Origin of the sequence: Streptomyces justiciae, assembly GCF_015163075.1 — a bacterium.
GTDB lineage: Bacteria > Actinomycetota > Actinomycetes > Streptomycetales > Streptomycetaceae > Streptomyces > Streptomyces justiciae.
Genome location: NZ_JADDXU010000024.1, coordinates 16,452 through 37,563 on the forward strand (window position 1 = coordinate 16,452; position 21,112 = coordinate 37,563).

Below are 21,112 nucleotides of genomic sequence, written 5' to 3' on the forward strand. Positions count from 1 at the left end.
CGTGTGTCGTGGTCATGGGTGGGTGGCCTAGGTGTGTCCGGCGGGACCGAGAAGCGAGTCGATGAGTTGCTCGGTCTCCTTTTCCAAGGGGGAGTTGAGAGCGCGGTTGATGTGCTGGACGCGGCTGATGGCGGTCTGGACGCCGTGCCGGTTGCCCGCGGCCTGCTCGACCAGGATCCAATCCCTGTAGAGGACTTCAGCGGTTTCGTCGATGTCGATGCCGCGGGCGATGGCCCGGCGGGCCCGGTCGAGGTCGTGGTCGGGTCCGGGGCTCGTGCGGTGGGTGGCGATGGTGTGGGCGACCTGGGTGATGGCGGTGGTCATTTCCTGCAGTAGGGGTGCGGCCCAGGGCAGGGGTTTGCCGTCGAAGGGCGTGCCGCGGACCAGCGCGAGGGCTTCCTCAAGTCGTTCGACGTGGGGGACGTCGGTGCCCTCATCCGAGAGTGCGTCGTGGGTGAGGTGTTGGAAGCGGGTCCAGTCGCAGGTGACGGTGGGGTTGAGGTGGTAGGGGTCGTCGCCGGATTTACGGCGCGGGACATACGGCCTGCCGGTGGGGTCGTTGCCGAGGGCGGCGCGCAGGCCGTGCAGGCGGGCGTTGAGGGTGGTGGTGGACCAGGGGTGGGCGGGGTCCATGTCGGTGCAGAGTGCCTCGGCGGTGCGGCCGGGTTTGAAATAGATCAGGGCGGCGAGTTGGGCGATGCGGGGGCCGTGTCCGCTGGCATCGAGGCCGTCGACCTCGACCGGGCCCAGGACCCGGATCTGCGGCGCGCTACTGGCAGGGCTGCGGTCCGTGTCTGACCCCGGTAGTACGACGCTGCCGTCAGTCTGGTTGGCAGTGCCCCCTTGTGCCGGGAGCCTCCTTGCGGACGAGGCCCCCGCCGGACGTGAGAGATCGGTCGTCGCGGGGCGTAGCGCCCTGAGCAGCGCGGGAAAGACCTCGCCGCTGCCGCTGCCGCTGCCGCTGCCGTCCTCGGGGGCCGTTGACGTGTCCGCCAGTCTGGTTGATGAAGTGCCTTGGAGTTCTGGTGAGTTGGCCTTCGGAGTCTGCTCGCTCTGGTCGGGCGCGCGTACGCCGGCGTCCGCAGCGTTCTCTCGCGTGCCGTGTCCGATGCGGTGAGAACGGGGCGGGTGGCTGGAGACTGACCGGAGTGTGTTGGTGATCTCCTGGTAGGCGGCTGGGGTGAGGCGTTGCAGGGTGACCCACCTGTCCAGGTACTCGAGGTACTGGGCGCGGTCGGCTGCGGTGTCGAGGACGGGCGATTCAGGGAGGTGGGGTGCGGTGGTGTCGGCGGGTGCGATGAGGGTGAGGGGGCGAGTGGCGGGGGTGGTGGCGAGGTCGGCGAAGTGCCAGGCCGTTTCCGCGGTGAGCGGGTCGGCACACAGGACTACCAGCGGTTGCCGGCGCGCGTCGGGTAACTGGTGTGCTTCCAGGAGCCGTTCGGTCGCTTCTCGTACGGCGTGCTGGCTGTCCGGGAGGGGGGTGATGATCGGGGCGGGCAGCAGATGATCGAGGCCGTCACCGCAGCCCACGGTGATGAGTTCGAGGCCGTCAGCCCACGGGCTGGTGGCGAGTTCGACGGCCAGGGCGGTGCAGACCTCGCGGACGTGTGCGGGTTCGCCGTCGAGGAGCAGGGCGGGCAGGGCGGCGAGGTTCAGCAGGAGCAGTTCGCCGTTGTCGGTGGTGCCGAGGGTGACCAGGGCGGGGTAGGGAGCGGGCACCTGTGCAGCGGTGTCCGTGTCCAGTAGGTCGGCGTCGTCCGGCAGCACCCAGTGGTCGTCGCGGCCGGCCGTGAAGGGTGCGGGCGGCTCGGTAGCGGGGTCGTCACACAGGAGGCGAAGCGTCGTGGTGCCGATGCAGGCGCCGCGTACCGCAGGCAGGCTCGCTGGTTCCGGCAGTTGGGCTTTGTGGTGGGCCATGGTGCGCAGTGCGGCATCCAGGAGCACGATGCCCGCCGGCCTGTCCGCTTCCCCGGCCGCAGTCGGCGCGTGCGTGGGCTGTGCAGCCTTCGTGCCCATACCGGTCTTACGGCCCTTCATTGGGTGTCGTCGGGTTCTGCGCAGGGCGAGGGCGAGGGCGGCAGCTGCAAGGAGAGCGGCGGCGATCAGGCTGTACAGGCTCACCTTCTGGCCGGCATCGGACGGCGCCGGCGACGGCGTGCCGGAGGGGGTGCTGGGCGGCTCGGCCGTTGCCGAGGCGGTGCTGCTGGGCTGCGCGGGTGCGGAAGGCGTGGCGGAGGCGGTGCCGGTCTGCCCGGCACCGTCCTGGCCTGGTGTGCGGGAGGCCGGCGGCCCAGCAGTGCCGTGGTCGGAGGGCGCAGCGTCTTGATCGGTGATGACATAGCTCAAAGCGAGTGGGGTGGAGGAGAAGTCCAGAATGCGCTCGGGTGCGAGGCGGGTGCCGGGGCGCAGCGCCAACGAGGGCGTCGGCGAGGGGGCGTCGGACTCTCCGGCGCCGCGGGCGCTGGCGGCCGTGGGCGCGACGTCTCGGTTTCCGCCGATGGCGCCAGCCAGCGCCAGCGCGAGGGCCAGTGCGACCGAGAAGACCAGGGCCAGGCGGAGCACGGTGTGGTGTGTTCGGAGACGGGGCATGCCGGCGGGCCTTATCCGGTGATGGTGATGGTGGTGGTGTCGAACAGGGGCATCTGGAAGCCGACGTGGCTGGTGGTGGCGGGTGGTGCGGGGAACTGCATGAACACCTCCGCCTTCTGGTGGGGTTTGAGGCGGGTCAGGCCGATGGTGGTCAGGGGGTTGCCGTCGGTGTCGCGCAGCACGTAGTAGCGCTTGTGGTGGGTGAAGTCGATGAGCGTGGCGCCGGCCAGGGAGGGGCTGGTTTTGACGATGTCGTCCTCGGTGCCGCGTAACTGGGCGGGCACGGTGACGAGGGCGTTGGAGGTGTTGTGCAGGGTGCCGCGCAGGGTGAGGTAGCCGGTCTGGTCGCGTTCGGCCGCGGTGAGCACCAGGGTGAGGCCGGCTGGCCCGTCGAGTTCGGCCAGCACCGTCGTCTGGCCGGTCTGGGTGCGCGGTGTGCTGCTGCCGGTGTGGGCGGCGGGTGTGGGGGTGGGGTCGGTGTGATCGGGCCGGGGACTGGAGGGGGAGCCGGCGCAGTTGGTGGTGGTGAGGGCCAGGCCTGCTGTGATCGTCACGGCTAACAGGCGCCGGGTGAACCTGGTGGTGCCCAGGCTGGTCATGGCAACGCGTGTCCTTTCGGCAGGAGAGGGTGCTTGGTTGAAGGGTTTCTGGCCGCGGGCGGGCCGGCTGGCGTCGGTGGGCCGGCTGCGTGGCGGTGTGGTCAGGGGTGGGGCAGGGGTGCGGGCCAGACGGTGATGACGTCGCCGTCGAGGGTGACGTGCTGGTGGGGGAAGCGGTCGCGGACCAGGCGGAGGTCGTCGGGGCCGAAGTCGGCGAGGCCTTCGATGACGCAGGCCCGGCCGATACGGGTGACGGCCCGGGTAGCCGGCGGCCACCGGTCCGGGCCCGCAGCCTCGCCAGCGGCCTCGCCGGTTTCGGTACCTAATGCTTCGTTATTGCGAACGTGACGCCTGGAATGGCGCATGTGAGGCTCCCTCAAGTGCAGCGTGTGACACGAGTGATGCGCGGTTGTTCAGTAAGTGGCAGAAGCGAATCTATGATTCGCTGACGCAAATCTCAAGTGGTTTGGGGTGAGTTACGAACCTGCGACATTCGACAGCCCCAGCACGGTCACCGTCATAGCGCCGTCCGCCTGTGCCGTTCGCCCGGGAGAGGCGATCTTGGCGCTGAAGCCATCAAGGCAGCATGGCGGTGGCGCACCGTTGACCCGTTCAGCTGGGCTGGCTTGTACAGGCATCGGTCCGAGCGCCTCGGTGTCCTCCAGTGTTGCTGTGCCGAGGAGCACTTGACGGCGCAGACAGGCCCCGGGGCTGGTTGGGGAGCGGTATCGCGAAAGGCGCTGGCCAAGGCGCCGTGAGCGCCGGTGTTGGGCCGCGCGAGTGGGTGGGGGCGGGTCATTGGTATCCCCTGTTGTCTTTGGTCAGGCGTACGGGAGCGGCGGTCAGGTGGGTGAGGAAGGCCTGGACGCGGGCTTGTTGAGCGGCGGCGGTGGCGGTGAGGTGGTTCAGGGGCTGGGCGCGGGCGGTGGTCTGTGCGGCGGCGGTCAGGGCGGTGACCTGGTGGGGGCGGGCTTGGTCGGCGAAGACGTCGTCGAGGTGGCACCCGGTGAGTCGGAGGGGCCCGATGCGGCGTCCGTTGACGGTCAGGGTCGTGTAGTGCTGGTAGCGGTCGAGGGCGGCGACTTCCGTCGGGCTGGGGTTGTCGCCCCATTCGGCGGTGATGGGGGCGATGGCGGTGGTGGAGCCGGTGGTGGTGGACAGGGTGGAGGTGTTCTGGGTGAGTGACTGCCGCACGGGGGCGGGCAGGCGTGCCAGGAGTTGGGTCATGCCGTGGACACTGACGCGGTACTTGCGGAAGTCCTCGAACATCGCGGCGATGGTGTCCGGGGCGGCGCCGGTCAGCGTGATCAGTTCGTCGAAGTACAGGCGGAACGGCGGGCGTTGGTGGGTGGGGGTGTCGCGGCGGGAGCGGACGGCGCGCAGCAGGTCGCGGGCGAGGAGTGCGGTCAGGAGCCGGTCGGTGGGTCCGGTTCCGGCGGGGCAGATCCATACGATGAGGCCGTTGTCCATGGCGGCGCGGCTGTTGTAGACGCCAGCCGGCTGGCCGAGGAAGGCGCGGGTGACGGGGTGGGCGGCGAGCCGGGCGAGGGGGTTGAGGACGACGGCGAAGGCGTCCGCGGGCAGGTGGGGGAAGACCGCCTGCCACCACGAGCGGGTGTCGGCATCGAGGCGGCCGGTGGTCGCGGCCAGCGCTGCGGCGCGGAAGGCGGGGTCGGTGAGCAGGGGCCGGACCTGGAAGAGGGTGGCCTGATCCTCTAGCCGGCCGGCCTGGCAGGCCGTCTGGTTGATGGCCGTCAGGACGGTGAGCGCGGCGGTGAGGATGGTCAGCGCGCGGGGCGCGGTGGCATCGTCCCAGCCCAGGACCGAGGCGAAGGCGTCGGCGACCGCCTCCACGACCTCGTGTGGGGCCTGGCCGTGCTGCAGGGCCAGCGGGTTCCACGAACTCACGTGCGGATCGGGGCCGCCTGTGTTGAGGTCAATCAGCGCGATCCGTCCCATCAGGTGGGGGTGGGCGAGGAAGGGGGCGGCGCGGGGCCAGGAGTCGCGGTGCGGGTCGAGGAACATCAGCGCGCCGCCGGCGTGGGCGTAGGCGATGGCCTGGGCGAGGGCGCGTTCGGTCTTGCCGCCTCCGGCCTTGCCGACCGCGCACTCGAACAGCGTTTCCGCGGTGTGGGTGGCGACCAGGCGGCGGCGTCCGTCGGGATGCTGGTAGATGCCCTGCAGCAGCAGGGCGGGGTCGCCGAAGCGGAAGGTGGGCAGCTCGGTAGGGAGCAGCGGCAGCCGGCAGTGCACGGTGGGCGGTTTGAGCAGCCCGAGGAGTTCTTCCAGACGGACCCAGTTCGCCCGCGGTGGCCGGCACAGGCCGAGCGTCCAGCGCTGCTCGAAGCCGCGGCGGGTGGGCCAGTGATCGGCGCCCAAACGCCAGGGCCCGACCCGTAGCCCGCGCATCGCCCACCGTGAGCGGCCGCCGAACACATCCAGGGCGGCCTGGAGCTGGGCGAGGCGGGCCTGCGCGCGCCCTTCGGTGTTGGAGGCGCACATCACCAAAAGTTGCACGCGGACCAGGTGGTCGTCGGCGGCGAGCTTTCCCAAAGCCTCCTCCCGCTCCACCCGCCGCGGCACGGGCGGCATCGCCAGCCGCCTGCCCGGGCCGTTGTCACGGCCGGTGACGAGCTGGCGGAGCTGGGTGGTGAGGGAGTCCTCGAGACCGGCGGTGTCGTGGCGCAGCCAGCGTGCGGCCCGCTGGGCCTCGCGGCGTTCGGTGCGGCGGGCGGCATGCATCAGCTGGGCACGCCGTGCGCGCAGCGCCCACTTGGGGGCGCGCTGGAGGTCGAGGCGGAGTTCGGCGAGGTCGCCGAGCTCGGCCCGCAGGTCCGAGACCGCGTCGATGAGCGGCTGCAGCGGGTCCGGATCGAGCGGCACCTCCCGCAAGGGTGCGGTGGGGGTTCCGCGCAGGACGAACTCCGCCCGCACTACGTGGGTGCGCGGGCCGTCGTGGAGGGGGCGGGCCCGCTGGACGGTCACGGCCGGTCCGAACGGGGTGATGGACAGCAGCCGTTCGCCGCCGGCCGGGCCCTCGATCCGGTACCGCAACGGTGTACTGCCATCCGCACGCAGCCGGATCTGGACCGCCTTCGCCCGCCGCGGCACCCACCACGGCATCGCGGTGGAGGCCCGGGCGAGCTGGACACCGCGGCGGAAGATCTCCTCCAGACCCGGGTCGAAGTACCGGGCGGGGACCAGCTCCAGAGCCATCCGCTCCGCGGAGGCGCGTGCGGCGAGCCGCCGGATCAGCCACTCCGCTGCGCCCCAGAGGCCGGCCGCGGCCAGCACCGGCACCCACCAGTGCGCCAACATCCAGCCCGCGGCCTCGCTGGTCCCGGTCAGCAGGCCACGTGCCGGGCCGGCCGCCGCCGTTGACGCAGGACCGGCTGTGTCGGTCGGGTGCGGGGCTGTTGCGGGTCCCATCCGGGTGCTCCCTTCGTGTGGGTGCGGGTGACGTACCAGTCACTGATGCGCAGGTCGGTGTAGGTGCCACCGCGGTCGATGCCCGCCCACACCAGATGCACCACCGCAGCGCCCGGGGGGCGCGGCGGGCGATCGCGGCCGAAATGCGGAAGCGTGCGGCAGTGAACGCCGGCGCGAGGTCTTGGTGGGTGCCGGGGAAGACTGTGGGCCATCGGGTGCAGCCGATGCCGGTGGCGTCCGCCCGCAGCAACGCGCGCCCCGCGGCGAGCAGTTCTCGTTCCTGGCCGGCCGTGTGATCGGCGGGCCAGGCGTCCTCGAGCGCGGCCTGGACGGACCGGTCGCTGGCCCAATCCTCGCCGTGCGGTACCCGCCCCGATGCGGTGGGGGCCGGTGGCGACGCTGTGGGCGTGGTGCCGGGGTTCGCGGCGGCAGACGGGCCGGCGGCAGGCGAAACCGTCACCCCCGACGGATCCGCGGCCACAGCCGGTGGACCACCAACGGACAGGGCTGTACCGGTCCGGGAAGCATCCGTGGCTGCGCGTGCGGGCGGCGCCGGCGGCGATCTCGAAATCGTGGGGGACTCCTGCTGTGTTTGCCACCTGGCCTCGAACGAGTCTTCTGGCTCCGGATGATCGGGTTCTCTGGCCCCGATGTGCGATCTTTGGGGTCTGCCGTGACCGAGTTGCTTGGCCCACGTCAGCGAGGTGAGCTTCCGGCCGTGCGGGCGTCGGTAGGGTGTCGTCATGCCGTATTCGCCGATGCCGCTGCGACTCGATACCGCGCGGATGACGTTGCGTCATTGGACCGAGCCCGATGTCGATGCCCACCGCGCGCTCGTCGCCGAACGGGGTGGTGGCATGCCGTCGATCGAGGACAACCGGCGGATGATCGACGATCAGCGCTCTGCGTCGGCACGGACAGGGATTGCTCTGATGCCCGTCATCCGCCGCGCTGCGGGCGACTTCATCGGGTACTGCGGGCTCACGGTCGGTCGGGCTTCCGTTGACGAGCCGGAGATCGCCTATGAGCTGTTCCGGCGCGTGCATGGACAGGGCTATGCCACCGAGGCGGCGTCCGCGGTGCTCGACGCGGCGGCCGCGACGGGGCGGAAACGGCTCTGGGCGACGGTGCGTCCCTGGAACGCGCCGTCGTTTCGCGTCCTTGAAAAGCTCGGGTTCGAACGCGACCACGTCTCGACCGAAGACGGCGTCGAACTGGTGTGGCTCACCCGCTTGCTGCGGTAGGGCACGTTTCGCTCGCTCCGGGGGCCATTTCTGACGAACACTCATGTCACGATCAAGCCCCCTGGAGCCACCGGACTCGTTCCTGCGGGGCCACAGAAGCCGTTCAGAGCCAGCCACATCGGCAGGGCGATGCCACCGGTGGCAAGGCCCGGCACCAATGGTTGAGGCGGGGAGTTCGTCGCGGATGCACGCGAGGCATTCGACCGCTCCCCCTGCCGGTCCGGGCCGGCGGCAGCGCGGTGAAGCGCGGTGCGCGACGACGAAAGCTCGTACCGCGTGCGGAGGCTTGGCTCGCCGGCCACACCGTAACGGCGCGTCCGGCTGTGGATTGGAATCCTGACGACCCATCACCTGGACACCTCTGTCTCTTGATTGCGGAGTCTCGTGCGGGGTGGTGGTCACAGCAGGCGGGCTCCTCCCGCGTAGCCGGACATGGCGCCCACGGAGTCGACGCGGACCACGGTGCCGGGACGGGCGGCGTTGATCATCTGCCCGTGGCCGAGGTAGAGCCCGACGTGATAGATCGTCGAATCACGGCCAGGGGCGTGGGCGTAGAAGACGAGATCACCCGGCTTGAGCACACCGGTACCGAGACTGGCGGGGATGCGCCGGCCGACCCCGGACTGTGCGGCCGCGGTGCGCGGCAGGCGGACGCCGGCCCGGGCGTAGGCGTACAGGGTCAGGCCGGAGCAGTCGAAGCCCTTGATGCTCGTACCGCTTTTGCCGCTGGGCGAGCAGCAGATCCCGTACGTGGGGCCCTGGATGGTGCCGCCGCCCCAGGAGTAGGGCACGCCCCGCTGGGCGAGCGCCGCCTCGATGACGGTGCGGACCGTGCCCGAAACGCCGTCCAGACCGGGGTCGTTGGCAGCGGCCGTGTACCGGTCGATCCAGCCCAGCACGTCGGCGACGTATGCGGTGGAGTGGTTGTACTGGTAGATCGCCGCCTGCAGCTGGGCGCGTTGGGTCAGGTCGCGTCCGTCACCGCACAGGTAGAGGGCGGCGCCGAGCGCGGCGTCGTCGGCGTTGTGCGGATCAGCCACCCGGTCGCCGTTCCCGTCCTCGCCCACGCTCTGCCAGGTGGAGGGCAGGAACTGGAAGGGACCAACCGCACGCTCCCCGAGGGCGGTGCCGTCCCAGCGGCCGCCGTCGGTGTCCGGGAAGGTGGTGGTGTTCCCGCCGGCGCCCGACCCGTTCAGGAGTACCCCGTAGATGCGGGGGCGGATGTCGCCGTTTGCGGTGATGGTGTGGCCGGTGGCGTGGTTGGACTCGACCTTGGCGATTCCGGCGAGGATCGGCCACCGCATGCCCCGGCACTTCGGCGCATGCCGGCCGATCTGCTGCACGGCCTTCTTGTAGGCGGCGAGCATCCGGGCCGGGATGTCCGCCGCGCTGCCGCCCTCGGCAATCGCGTCCTGGCCATCGGCGCCGGCCTGCAGGGCGGCGTAGGCGCTGATCGCGCTGGAGATGGGGGCGGTGCAGCAGACTGCGGCGGACAGCAGCAGCGCCGCCAGGCATGCCCACCGGCCTAAGCGGCGTCGGCGGGGCCTCACTCCGGCTCACCGCCTTCACCCTCCCGGCGGGCGCGTTCTTCGTTGCGGCGCATGATCCGCTGGATCATCTCCCGTGCCTGCTCCCGCGACGCGGGCCCGGTGGCATCGGGCTGCATCGAGGGCCCGGAGGCGCGACCGGGACGCGCCCGGGGCGGTGCGGGCGGCGGGGCTGCCGGGGCGGGCTGCGGTGCTGGAGGGCTCGACGCGCCACCGGCCGGCGGCCAGCCGACGCGGCGCCCGCCCCCGGACGCAGGCCGGGCTGACGGCTGGGAAGGCCCTTGTGCGGTTGGCGGGCCGGCTGTCCCGGGCGGCCGGAGGCTTTCGGCCCGGCGTCGGGCCTGTTCCCGGGTGAGCGGGACGGCCGGTCCGGCTCCCGCGGTGCCGGAGGGTTCCCGGGACGACGAGCGGGTCGCGGTACCGCCGGCAGCACTGCCAGTCGTTGAGGTGGGCAGGCGGCGGGGGTGGGTGAAGGGGCCGGGGCCGCCGCGGTCGTCGAGGTGGTCGCGCATGACCTGGGTGGTGTGGCGGCCCATGTCTCCCCAGGCGCGGCGGTCTTCGCGGCCGGTGTTGGCCCACACGCGGACTTGTTGGCGGGCGTCCTGGGAGTAGCGGGATCCGCTATGGCGGGTGCGGCGGGCGTTGGCGGGCAGGCCGACCGTGGCCCCGTAGAGGAGGCGGCCGCCGCGGTGCAGGATGCGGTAGCCGCGGTAGCGGACGAGCCGGTTGTGGGCGCGGGTGGACAGCAGGGTGCGGTCGCGGTTCTGGTCGTGCAGGACTTCGCCGGTGTTGCGGTCGACGATCTCCCCGTCCTCGTTGCGGTAGCGGTCCGGAGGCCCGCCCGGCCGCCGCGGCCCCCCACCACCGCCCCCATTACCACCTCCGCCGTACGGGCCGCTGTGGGGGTCGCCGTCGGCAGTGGGCTTTTGCCACCTGGCGAGCTTGTCCCGGTCCGGGCGGCGCCCGATCAGCAGCCAGTACGCGCCCCGCGTGCCGAACCGCGCACCGGTCAGACCGAGGCGGGCGCCCAGCCCGCCCGCGGCGGCCGCCGCCGTGACCGGCGCGAGCCCGCGCCCGGCTTCGGCGGTGGCGTCGGCGAGGATGCGGCCGGTGTCGACGGGCATGCCCGCCCCGTCGAACAACGAGGACAGCGCGCCCATCAGCCGCTGGCGGGTGCCGAGCATCGCGAACCGGCCCCCACCGCCGGCGAAGGCACGCAGTCCGCCGCCGTAACCCCCCAGTGCGGCGGGGGAGTTCATGGCGAGGGCGGCGCCGAGTTCGGAGGTGTCGCCCGGCATATGGGTGCCGCCGATCTTGGCGTAGCGCATCCGCATGGCCATGCGCCGCCCGAAGCTGCTGATGCCGGTGAGCAGGCGGCGGTGCCCGGCCGCTGCGGCGATGGCCAGGACGTCGATGAGGAGGATCCGTTCGACCATCAGGTCGGGGCCGTCGGTGATGGTGGCATCCACGGCGATGCCGAAGAACGGCACGAAGGCGCAGATGCCGACCATGGCGAGGATGGCGATGCCCCAGATCGACAGCCACTTCCACACCGACTGGCGGGGCGGGCCGGGCAGCATGGCCGCGATGAACGTCATCGCGCCGCCGGCCGCGGCCGCGGCGCCGATGCCCTGGGTGCCCAGCAGCACGATCGCGCTGGACAGCAGCATGCCGCAGATGAAGAACGCCGCAATCAGCAGCAGGAACGCCCCTCCCACCCGCCACCAGGTCGGCTTCTGGGCGTAGGCGGCGCAGGCCTTGCCCACCTCGCCGGAGTTCTTCAGGTCGTCGAGGAAGGCGGCGAACTGCCGTGCCTCGTCGCTGAACGCGGCACTGTCGATATCGGTCAGCGACTGGCCCGGGGCGAGCCCGACATCGCCGGCGCCCTCAGGGATGTCTTGTTCGGCGCCGGTGGCATCGCGTTCGCAGTACTGCTTCGAAGGCCCCTTGATCTTGCTGCAGTAGTCCTTGCGCTCGGCGCTGACCGGGCCGCTGCCCGCCTGGTAACCGCCCGTGATCCATTTCAGGTGCACGGCGTAGGCCTTGCGGTCAGAGGCTTTGGCGGGGTCGAGGATGCGCCCGTACTCCAGCAGCATGTACGGCTTGACGATCAGTGCGTTGGTGATCGAGTCCTGCAGCGGCCGGGCCACATCGGTAGCCGCGACTGGCGCGTCGGCCTCCTCTTGAAGGCACTTGGCCTCCTGCGCACCGGCCATGCGATCGCAGGGGCTGAGGCTGGCGAGTTTGCCGCCCCAGTCGTAGGAGTTGACGCTCTCCTTGGCGACCTCGGCCGCCACCTGCTGCGTCTGCCCGAGGGGGCCGCCCGGGGTGAGCAGGTAGTCGGGGCGGACGAACGCGGACGCGGCGAGCGCGGCGATCGTCAGGGTGAGGAAGATTTCGCCCAGGCCGCGCCCGACCCGTCCTCGTACGATCATGAAGGCGGCGAAGATGAACGCCCACGCCAGCAGCAGCCCCTTCAATCCGAGGGTGTCGACGACGATGGTGTTGTAGGCGTCGGCGACCCGCTGCGCGGGATGAATGAGGATGGCCAGCAGGGGGAAGCGGAAGGCGAGTTCGATCGACCACCCGGCCAGCCCGACGAGCAGCCGGATGACGGTGAACAGCCCGGACAGGGCGAATGCCAGGGACTGCGACTGGAAACTGAAGATCGAGCCGCCCTGGGCGCCGAGTTCGTAGCCGTCGATCGGGATGCCCTCGCTGGAGGTGATGTTCAGCGGGGACAACAGATCCCCCGTGCCGCCGTCACCGTCGCCGGCCGCGTACACGACCTGCGTGTTGACGACGACGAACACGACGGCCAGGACAATCACCGTGACGGCCGGCCGGAGCCGGGCGCGGGAGAGGCGCCGGGGATGGGGGAGGAGGGCCATTCAGCACCCACCTCGCGTACGCGCCCTGCTGCGGCGCCAGATGATCAGCGCGGCCAGAGTGGAGCCGATCGGCAGCAGCCGCCACACCACCCGCGCCACATCGTGGCCGCTGGGTGTGAGCGGCCGCGGCGAGAGGGGGGTGCGGGTGTCGTGCTCGCAGTAGGTCCGGGCCGGGCCCGCGATCAGATCACACTCCTCGCGCCCCGTTGCCGGAGCGGCGGAGGCGGAAGTGTGGATGTGGGTGGGGGAGATGGCGTTGCTCCGCGGCGACCAGGGCTCGGGCCGGCCCGCGGTGATGAGCAAGGCGAGGAGGACGGCCAGGACGGCCATCATGGCGACGATGGCGGCTGCGGCGGCCAGGCGCCGGGCCCGGGAGACAAACGGCGACCGGGAGGCAGGCAGTAGAGGACGGATGCTCATCCCGATGTCTCCTTCGACAGCGCCACCCCAGCTCCGGTGCTGGCCTCGGCGCCGGCTGGTGGGGGAGTCGTGGCGGCGTGCTGGCCGGGTGTGGTGGTGATGGAGGAGGCGATCCGCGCGATGCGCGGGATGACCGCTTTGACGCGGCCGGTGTTCTGCCGCGGGCAGGCCAGCAGGAACTCGCCCTCGCGGCCCTTGTGGCCGACCGGGGACAGACCGGTCGTCACCAGCCGCAGCAGCTCCGGGTCGCTGGAGTCGAGGCCGACGAACTCCAGGCCGCGGCGCGCGCGTTCCCGGTCGGTGGTCCGGGCCAGGGCGCGGTAGGCCATCAGACCGCGGTCGGGGCCGAGTTCCTCGGCGTCGTGGGAACCGGCGAGGAGCCCGGCGCCGTGCTTGCGGCCGTCGTGGAGGATCTCGTGCACGAGGGCGGTGCCCTCGGCCGAGGAGGTCAGCCAGTACAGCTCGTCCAGGACGACGGCGGTGAACCGGGCGGGGTCCTCAAACGCGCTCTGCCGGGCGAGCGCCGCGATCAGGTAGAGGACGGCGCGGCCGATGAGGGCTTCCAGGGGCTGCTGGTGGAGGATCTCGGGGTTGGCGAAGGCCGCCTTGGGCGGCAGCTTCAGCCCGGCCGTCGTGATCACGATCATGTCGCAGGCGCTGGAGGCATCCAGCCGCACCGGCGGCAGGGCGGCATCGAAGACCATCGCCGCCAAGGGGTTGGCAGCGACCACGTGCAGGAGCCCGGCGAGGGGGGCGGCCGCGTCCTGGCGCCGCCCCGGCTGCCCCTGCGCCAGCTCCTCCAGGACTTCCATCACGCGACGCATGGACGGCATGTCACTGGCGGCGGCCTGTTCGACGGCGTGGTGGAGGACTTCGCCGTGGGTGCTCATCGGTCCGATGCCCAGCTGCAGGGTCAGGTAGGACAGGGCGTAGTGGCGGCCCTCCGGACCGGCAAACATGCGCAGCGGGTCGATGGACACGGCGGCCCGGGCGGCGTCGATGATCTGCACCCGGTTGCCCGCGGCGGCGCGGGCGAAGGTGGCCCATTCGCGTACCGGGGTGCGGTCGATGCAGATGGCGCAGCCGCCGCGCGCCCACACCGCCTCCGCGATCAGCTTCTGCAGCACGCTTTTGCCGGCGCCGAGGTCGCCGATGATGCCCATCGAGGCGGAGGCGTCCTGTTTCGGCGCGTCCGCGATGTTGATCATGACGGGGCGGGTGGTGCCGCAGTCCAGATCGATGCCGAGGAACATGCCGTTCGGATCACCCACCTCCGTTGCGGTGAAGGCCCCGGACAGCGCCCAGTCCTCGGAGATCTGGTGCTGGGTGAACTCCCGTACCGTGCCCGGGCGCACGGTGCCGGGCAGGCCGAGGGTGAACAGGGCTTCCTGCAGGCCCGTCGGGCGCACGCTGCGGTAGTCGGCGCCCGCGAGGAGCGCGGCCAGCGCGCGGGCGCGGGCATCGCAGACGGCGGGGGTCGGCCCCCACACGGTCAGCACGGTCACCGACTGCACCTCCACCTCCACCCCGGTGCGCGACAGCCGGGCATCCAGCTCGCCCAGATCACGGGCGGCCTCGGCCAGCGAGGCGGGCATGCCGGTGGGGCGGGCGTCGTACTGGTCGGCCTGGTCGATGAGTTCGTTCTTCTTGCGCTGCACCTGAGCGCGCGCCTTCTCCGCAGGAACGAGGGTGAGGTCGATGGTGTAGTCGACGGGAAAATCCAGGCTCTCCAGCTGCGCGAACAGATCCGCCGCGCTCTGGCTGACGGCGGGCGGGCACTCGGCCAGCACCAGCTGCGCCTGGTAGCCGGTGCCGGTGTCGGATTCCACCTGCAGCCAGCGCCGCGCCAGCGGCGAGCCTGCCTGGCGCCGCCACCATGCCGCACGCCCCGACCGTCTCACCCGCTCGCTGCCTTCGACGCCGTCGGCGTGCTCGATGCTGGCATCGAGGCCGCCTTCCTGCAGGCGGACTTGGCCGAGGTCGGCGTAGCTGGGGGAGCGCAGCACCCCGCGGTGGAGTGTGCTGTCGAACAGGTTGCTGCTCTCGGCCTCCGTCAGCAGGGGTTCGGGCAGGCCGCGGTGCAGGGCGTGCTGGATCATCCACACGATCTCCGCCGGCCGGGCCGGGCGGAAGGTGATGCCGCCGGCGAGGGCCGCCTGGACCTTCGCGGCCTGCTCGCGGTAGGCGTGCACCTCCCTGCGGGACACCGGCGCGGCCCGCAGGCCGAGCAGCGGCGCGAACTCCGCCCACACCGCACCCAACTGGGCCGACAGTTGCTGGCCGCGAGATTCGGTCGTGAGGGGTACGGCCAGCCACAGCGTGCGCCGGTGCATCTCCTGCTCGTCCAGCAGCTCGAGGGTGGCCTCGACGTTCTCCACCCACGGGTGCGAGCCCGTACCGGGCTCCTGCGCGGCGGGCTCGATGCCCTCGATCATCTTCAGCGCGATCTCACCCGGGTTGACCTGCGCGCACAGCCCGAACAGCCGCGGCGCCCCGGCCAGTGAGCGCACCAAGTGGGTGATTTTGGCGAGCTGTTCGTCGCGGACAGCGGCGGGCGCATAGGTTCCCTGCACCCTTTCCTCGGTCTGCCCGTGCGGGGCGGGGCCGGGATGCAGGCGGTAGATCGCCCAGACGCTGGCCTGCACCGACCACAGCAGATGCCCGGCGATGTGCCGGATCGGAACCCTCATCGCACACCCCCGCCCAGCGCGCCACCGTGCAGCAGTTGCTGCACGCCCGACACCGGCCCCCTCGTCGGCCGGTCCACAGCTGCATGCCGTGGACGGCGCGCGGCGGTTCGGGGCGCGGCGGCGCGGCCCGGCCCCCGTGAGGCCGCGGCGGTGCGCCGTCGGGCGGTTCGGGACGGGGCCCGGTGCGAGGCGGGGCGTGATGCGGGCGCGCCTTCGATGGTGAAGCCGCCGTTCAAAGGCCGGGGTTGGCGATCGCGGGCGGCTCGGCCGCCGATCCGGCCACCGTGCGGCTGGCAGCCCAGCAGGACCAGTCCGAGTGCGGCCTGCAGCGGGGCGCGGCCGCGGATGGTCTGGCGGCGCACCGCCCAGACGGCCAGCAGCCAGGCCACCACCGGCAAGGGGCCCAGCCAGGACCACCAGTGGACGGTCTTGAACAGGACGAAGCCGCCACCGACGGCGAGCGCCAGCTGCGCAGGTGTGTAGGGGCCGAGGGGGATCTTCCAGTCGGCGACCTTGCCCAGCACCCAGGGGTGGCGCCGGGCTGAGGTGTAGTAGCGGCCCACTCGAGGCGCGCTCACAGCCCGCTCCCTGCGGACGGCGTGCGTTCTGATGAGGACGCGGGTGGCGGGGAGATGATGCCGGGGGCGGCGGGGGCGCCCTGGGCGGGGTTTTTCACCTCGTCCTCGAACATGTTCGCCAGGTCCTCGCGCGAGTTGTACAACCCCAGCGCGACGATCATCAGGAGCAGGGCGCCGATCCCGGCCCGCACGCTGACCTTCTGGACCATGGTGATGAAGACCAGACAGGTCAGGCCCGCCTGCAGGCCGAGGTCGCCCCAGCGGTGGAACATGTTGATCCACGCCTCGCCGACATCGTCGAGTTTGCCCGCGAGCATCGTCGTGTCGACCGTGTTCATGACCGCTCGCCTCCGCCCTGGGCCGTCGTGGAGGTGAGCGCGGCGATTTCCCACCGCCCGGAGCGGGCGGTGAGGGTGAGCTCGTAGACCAGCGGCCACCGCCCGCTGTTGTCCTGGGCCGTGGCTGCCGCCTGGATGCGCACCCGGGTGCCGTCGCCCGGAACCGCATCGCCGGCCGCGGCCTCTTCGATCGCGGAGATCTGCCGCACCGTGACCGCCGAGAATGGGGCGGGCGAGACCGCGGTCAGACGCATGCCGGGAGCCAGATAGCGGTCGACCTCACCGGCACCGGTCAGATACGCAGCGAGGAACTCGCCCACAGTGCTGCTCAGTTCACCCTCGGGGACTGGGACGCTGTAGGGAGATTCGGGCGGCTCGGCCCGGCCGGGCCCGGTGATCACGGCCGGGGCGGCGGTCACCGCGAACGAGGTGCCCGCGGTGTTGGTGATCACGGGCACGGTGAAGTAGCGCACGGTGCCGTCCGCGTACTGCGCAGCCACCGTGACCAACCAGGTGCTGGTGCCGGTGTGCGCACTGCGCACCGCGGTGACCGAGACCGGACCCGGCTGCGCATCGGATGCGGGGTCGGGCAGTTCGACGTCGGGTGCCATCGACTGCGCAAGGCGCGCCTGCGCGGTCGCCGTGTCGTCGGCGCTGCTGCGCAGCCACGCGGCCATGAACACCTGCGCATAGCCGGCCGGGTCGGCGGCCACCGCCGTGACCGATTGCGCACCGCCCGCCGGGTGCTGCGGGACCGCGACGGTTGCCGTGGGGGTGGAGGTGACGGCTAGGGCCAGGGCGACGGGTCCGGCCGCGACGACCGCCCACACCGCCACCCGTGACAGGCGTACCCGGCGCCGCATCGCCACCAGGCGGGCCCCTGCCGCCATGACAGCAGTGCCCTCCTCTTTGGCTGAGGCGTGCCTTCGGTGAGGCATGGTCAACCTCCTGGATCGGAACGGATGTTGCTGGTCAGGAGATCTGCCGGCCCTGACCAGACCATCGACCAGGTCGGGCCGACCACGGTCACGATGAGGACACAAACGGCGTGGTCGGGGCGTGGTCAGCCTGACCACGCCCCGACCACGGGCAGTCGCGCAGCGGGTGAAGGTACACGGCTGCGGGCCTGCGCAACGGCCTGTGCGCAGGCGGGGGACCGGGCTCCTGCCGGGGTGCGCAGTCGAAGGGGCGGGCGTGCGCGAGAAAGGGAGTGTGCGCAACAAGCTGCGCGGTCTTGCGCAGTCGACCCGGACGGAGATCCCTCCGGCGCGCGCATCGATGCAGCCGTGCCGTTGCGCACCCGTCCCGGTTGCGCAGCCCTCATCGCGCATCCGGGCTGCGCGATGCTGCGCACGAGGTCTGCGCGATGCTGCGCGGTCAGCTTGCGCAACCACCCGAGCCCACGGCGTGGCGCGGTCAGGGCATGGTCGGCCTGACCACGCCCTGACCACGGCCGACCACCGGTGATGGTGCTCGAACTGTGACCGTGGTCGGCCCGACCTGGTCGATGGTCTGGTCAGGGCAGTCGGCTGGGCTGGCGGACATGGATCTCGCCTGCGTTCGTGCCCGGAAGGATCCCGACGACGATCGCGCTGCCGTGGCGGTGCGGCCTCGTTCCGGCCGCCGTAGGCCCGGTGTGCTCACGGATGCGCCATGACCGGAGGGCGGATCCGTCGCGGTGTGATGGCGACGGATCACTTCACGCAGATCGCCAACGCCTTGTTCCGGGACCACCGCCTGTCCTTCAAGGCGAAAGGCCTCTTCGGATACATCGCCTCCCACCAGAACGGCTGGGAGATCTCCGTCGCCGGACTGGTGCGCTGCGGCCCGGACGGCCGGGACGCGGTGCGTACCGGGCTGAAGGAGCTGGAGGCTCATGGCTACCTGGTCCGTGAACGCCTTCGGCGCACCGACGGCACGCTCGGCGAGGTCGTCTACTGCATCACCGACCGGCCCACGTTCGTGGACGCCCTCATGGCGGACGCGGCCACAGCCCTTCACGCGCCGACGCCACCACCTGGGCGCGGCAGGGGCCTTGGCGGCCTGGGGGTCCGCCGCGGGGTGATGGCAGGAGATCAGTTCACGCAGGTCGCCAACGGCCTGTTCCGCCACGAGCGGCTGTCGTTCAAGGCGAAGGGGCTGTTCGGACTGATCAGCACCCATCGTGAGGGCTGGCGGATGAGGGTGACGGACCTGGCCCGCCGCGGTCGCGACGGTGCCCATGCGGTGGCGAGTGGGCTGGCCGAGCTGGAGCGGTACGGCTTCCTGCGGCGCGAGCGCGACCGCAAGGCGGACGGGACCCTCGGTGCGGCGACGTATGTCATCACCGATCTGCCCGCCTGGCAGACCCCCACGTCACGGCCAGAGTCGGGAAATCCAGGACTGGATGACCCGACGTTGGCTCAACCCCCCACTAAGAACACCATCGTTAAGAAGACCAACCAGCAGAACACCAGCCCCCTCCCTCCGTGCCCCCGCAGCGGGCGCACGCCGGGCGCCCGGGAAGGGACGGGCCGGCCGGTGACGCCGGATGACCCCGGTACCCGGCTGCTGCTGTCGATCGGCTCCACGCACCCTGAACTGCTCCTGCAGGAGAAGGCCCTGTACGACCAGGGCCGGGTGGTGACCGCGATGCTGGAGGCCGGCTGGAGCGCCGACCAGCTGCGCCACGTGATCACCGGTCGCCCGCTGCCGGGGCGGATACGTACCTCCGTCGACGCGATCGTCGCCGCCCGCCTGCGCGCTGCCCAGCTCTACCCGCCCCCGACCACCAGCAGCAACACCGACCGGGACGAGACCGCGCAGGCGACGCAGCCCTCAACGCCGTCCGCCGCCGACCGCACGGTCGAAGAAGCGATCACCTACCGGGCGCTGGTGGAGTGCTCGGGCTGCGGCAGGCCCGGCACCGCACCCGGCGAAGACCTGTGTCCGGCGTGCCTGAACTGGCCGTCATGCCGCACCTGCCCCGGCCCCACGCCCCGGCGTGCTCACCCCGACGGTGACGGCTGCTGCACGACCTGCACCACCGCCCTGACCACGACCGACCTCCTGGAGGAGAGTCCTTCATGACCGACGCGCCGCGTACACCACGGCCACATGGGCAGCCGTTACCTCCCTTTGCCCGTAACCCGCGACGGTGGCAGAAGGAACAGTCCCGCGTGCTGCGTATCGGCCCCACCTGCCCGGATGCCGCATGCGCCGGCCTATGCGAGCTCGCACTCGTCTACGAGCGCACCAGCTGGGGGTGGCTGACCTGGACCGTGCCCGACGACGGCACCCTGCCCGAACACCCGCAGCAGATCGGCGTCCTGACCCCGGATGCCACGCTGATGCAGCGGCTGGCCGTGCGCTGGCTGACCCGGCACCCGGCCACCCGCATCGCCCTGACCACCCACAACCCGGCCTCGCTGCGGCTCTCCACATGGGTCGTGGGAGTCAGCAGCCCCCTGACGGGCCTGTACGCCCTGAACCGCGGCCTGCCCGCCGCCCTCGTGCTGCCGGCGATGCTCCTCGCCCCGCTGCTCACCGAACACCTCCCCCACCGGCTCGACGACAGGGCCGGCCAGCATGCTCGCAGCGTCGACGGCGACCCGGCCTGCCGCTACCTGCACCGCCTCGCCGCCCTGCACACCTGCCTCGTCCAGGCCGCCGCCGACCGCGACGCCTCCTGGGAACGGCGCCGCTCGGCCGAGATCGGCCACCACCTCCTGTGGTACGCCGCCGACCTGCTCCAGACGTCAGAAACCAAGGCGGCCTCCGTCCGGCTCATCGACATCGAGCGGCTGATGGTCCAGCTCGCCGACCAAGTCACCCACTCCCTTGAACGCGCTGCTGCCGCAGCGGGGTCGGGCCCGCCAGACCACCACCAGCCTCATGGCGGTCCAGGCCCGCTGGGCTTGCTCCCGCCCGGCTTCGCGCCCGCGGCCCCGACAACTCAAGAACCCTCGCCAGCCACTTCACCGCTGAAGGGACCCCACCCCATGCCCCAGAGCCAGACTGACCGTTCAGCCCGCACCACGGACACCTACCTGCTGTTCGCCCATGAGCCGTACTACCCCGACTCCTGCACCCAGGAGGTCAACACCACCGTCGTCGCGGCCGACACCCTGCTCCACCCCCAGGTGCAACAGCCCGACGGCGCCCGCATCCACAACCGCCTCACCCGCAAACGCACCCCCGGCGAGATCATCCCCCTCTCCACACTCACCCACGAACTGGACGGCGGCGCCGACTGGCCCCAGGTCGGCGACTGGGAGACGGTCACCACCGACCTCGTCCACCTCGTCCGCACAGGGGAATGCGACGCCCTCAGCCTGGGCCTGCCCGAGATCGGACGCGCCCTCCTGTGCGCCGGCCCTCACAGCCACGTCCGCGTCTTCAACGCTGCAGCCGGCCAAGCCATCGCCTACGGACCCCAAGAGCGTGCCGCCGTCCTGGCCGAGATCGACACGTTACTCACAGGCCTCGTTGCGGAGCAGGCATTCTGGCCGGGCGACGGCCTACTACCGCCGATCTTCCACCAGCCGTAAGATCCAGCACCCCTCGCAGGCAAGGCATAGATCCGAGACCGGCTTGCGCTGTCCTTTCCCGCGGGGACACCCCCGCGTGGGCGGGTAGGCCGCACACGGAGGCAGCTTCCAGTCGGCCACTCCGCGGGAAACCAATGCCCTGCAGACCTCGGGCGGGGTCCTTGAGCGGGATGGGCCTCGGGGCTCGTCGTCCGGTGAGCACACCAGGGTGCCGGCCGTCCTCGGCCGGGCTGGTGAATGCCCGCCGGGCAAGGCTGT

General features: G+C 71.7%; 14 protein-coding genes. 3 read left to right on the forward strand and 11 right to left on the reverse strand.

Annotation, left to right across the window (positions count from 1 at the left end):
• Positions 1-27: 27 nt before the first annotated feature.
• From IQ210_RS41475 to IQ210_RS41490, 4 genes are all read right to left on the reverse strand, one after another.
• Positions 28-2,589 carry a bacterial transcriptional activator domain-containing protein gene (locus IQ210_RS41475; RefSeq protein WP_194084428.1) on the reverse strand — a complete coding sequence of 854 codons (2,562 nt, stop codon included), beginning with the start codon at positions 2,587-2,589 and terminating at the stop codon, positions 28-30.
• An 11-nt stretch (positions 2,590-2,600) separates the two neighbouring features.
• Complete coding sequence (locus IQ210_RS41480) at positions 2,601-3,143, reverse strand: hypothetical protein (protein ID WP_322658073.1); 543 nt, start codon at positions 3,141-3,143, stop codon at positions 2,601-2,603.
• A 146-nt stretch (positions 3,144-3,289) separates the two neighbouring features.
• Positions 3,290-3,553, reverse strand: a complete 264-nt coding sequence (locus IQ210_RS41485; protein WP_194084430.1) for a hypothetical protein — start codon at positions 3,551-3,553, stop codon at positions 3,290-3,292.
• Positions 3,554-3,983: 430 nt separating this feature from the next.
• Positions 3,984-6,617, reverse strand: a complete 2,634-nt coding sequence (locus IQ210_RS41490) for an ATP/GTP-binding protein (protein WP_194084431.1) — start codon at positions 6,615-6,617, stop codon at positions 3,984-3,986.
• A gap of 743 nt (positions 6,618-7,360) precedes the next feature.
• On the opposite strand from IQ210_RS41490, the gene IQ210_RS41495 reads away from it, so the two are divergent.
• Positions 7,361-7,861, forward strand: a complete 501-nt coding sequence (locus IQ210_RS41495; RefSeq protein WP_194084432.1) for a GNAT family N-acetyltransferase — start codon at positions 7,361-7,363, stop codon at positions 7,859-7,861.
• Positions 7,862-8,259: 398 nt separating this feature from the next.
• Here IQ210_RS41495 and IQ210_RS41500 read toward each other — a convergent pair whose 3' ends face one another.
• From IQ210_RS41500 to IQ210_RS41530, 7 genes are read right to left on the reverse strand one after another with little or no spacing between them, the layout of a single operon-like run.
• Entirely contained in the window at positions 8,260-9,411 is a 1,152-nt protein-coding gene (locus IQ210_RS41500) for a C40 family peptidase (protein ID WP_194084433.1), read from the reverse strand.
• A complete protein-coding gene (locus IQ210_RS41505) occupies positions 9,408-12,299 on the reverse strand; it encodes a hypothetical protein (RefSeq protein WP_194084434.1) in 2,892 nt (963 codons plus the stop codon). The genes IQ210_RS41500 and IQ210_RS41505 overlap by 4 nt, the downstream gene beginning before the upstream one ends.
• Complete coding sequence (locus IQ210_RS41510) at positions 12,300-12,719, reverse strand: hypothetical protein (RefSeq protein ID WP_194084435.1); 420 nt, start codon at positions 12,717-12,719, stop codon at positions 12,300-12,302.
• Entirely contained in the window at positions 12,716-15,409 is a 2,694-nt protein-coding gene (locus IQ210_RS41515) for an ATP-binding protein (protein WP_194084436.1), read from the reverse strand. The genes IQ210_RS41510 and IQ210_RS41515 overlap by 4 nt, the downstream gene beginning before the upstream one ends.
• The gene (locus IQ210_RS41520) at positions 15,406-15,987 is read right to left on the reverse strand and encodes a hypothetical protein (RefSeq protein WP_194084437.1); all 582 of its coding nucleotides are present in this window, start codon (positions 15,985-15,987) and stop codon (positions 15,406-15,408) included. The genes IQ210_RS41515 and IQ210_RS41520 overlap by 4 nt, the downstream gene beginning before the upstream one ends.
• Entirely contained in the window at positions 15,984-16,325 is a 342-nt protein-coding gene (locus tag IQ210_RS41525) for a hypothetical protein (protein WP_194084438.1), read from the reverse strand. The genes IQ210_RS41520 and IQ210_RS41525 overlap by 4 nt, the downstream gene beginning before the upstream one ends.
• On the reverse strand, positions 16,322-17,215 hold the full coding sequence (locus IQ210_RS41530) for a conjugal transfer protein (RefSeq protein WP_228049421.1): 894 nt from the start codon (positions 17,213-17,215) through the stop codon (positions 16,322-16,324). The genes IQ210_RS41525 and IQ210_RS41530 overlap by 4 nt, the downstream gene beginning before the upstream one ends.
• Positions 17,216-17,978: 763 nt before the next feature.
• Between IQ210_RS41530 and IQ210_RS41535 the strand changes: the two genes are divergently transcribed.
• A complete protein-coding gene (locus IQ210_RS41535; RefSeq protein ID WP_194084440.1) occupies positions 17,979-19,394 on the forward strand; it encodes a helix-turn-helix domain-containing protein in 1,416 nt (471 codons plus the stop codon).
• A gap of 89 nt (positions 19,395-19,483) precedes the next feature.
• Positions 19,484-20,854: a hypothetical protein gene (locus tag IQ210_RS47645; RefSeq protein ID WP_322658081.1), complete on the forward strand. Its 1,371-nt coding sequence runs from the start codon at positions 19,484-19,486 to the stop codon at positions 20,852-20,854.
• Positions 20,855-21,112: the final 258 nt, after the last annotated feature.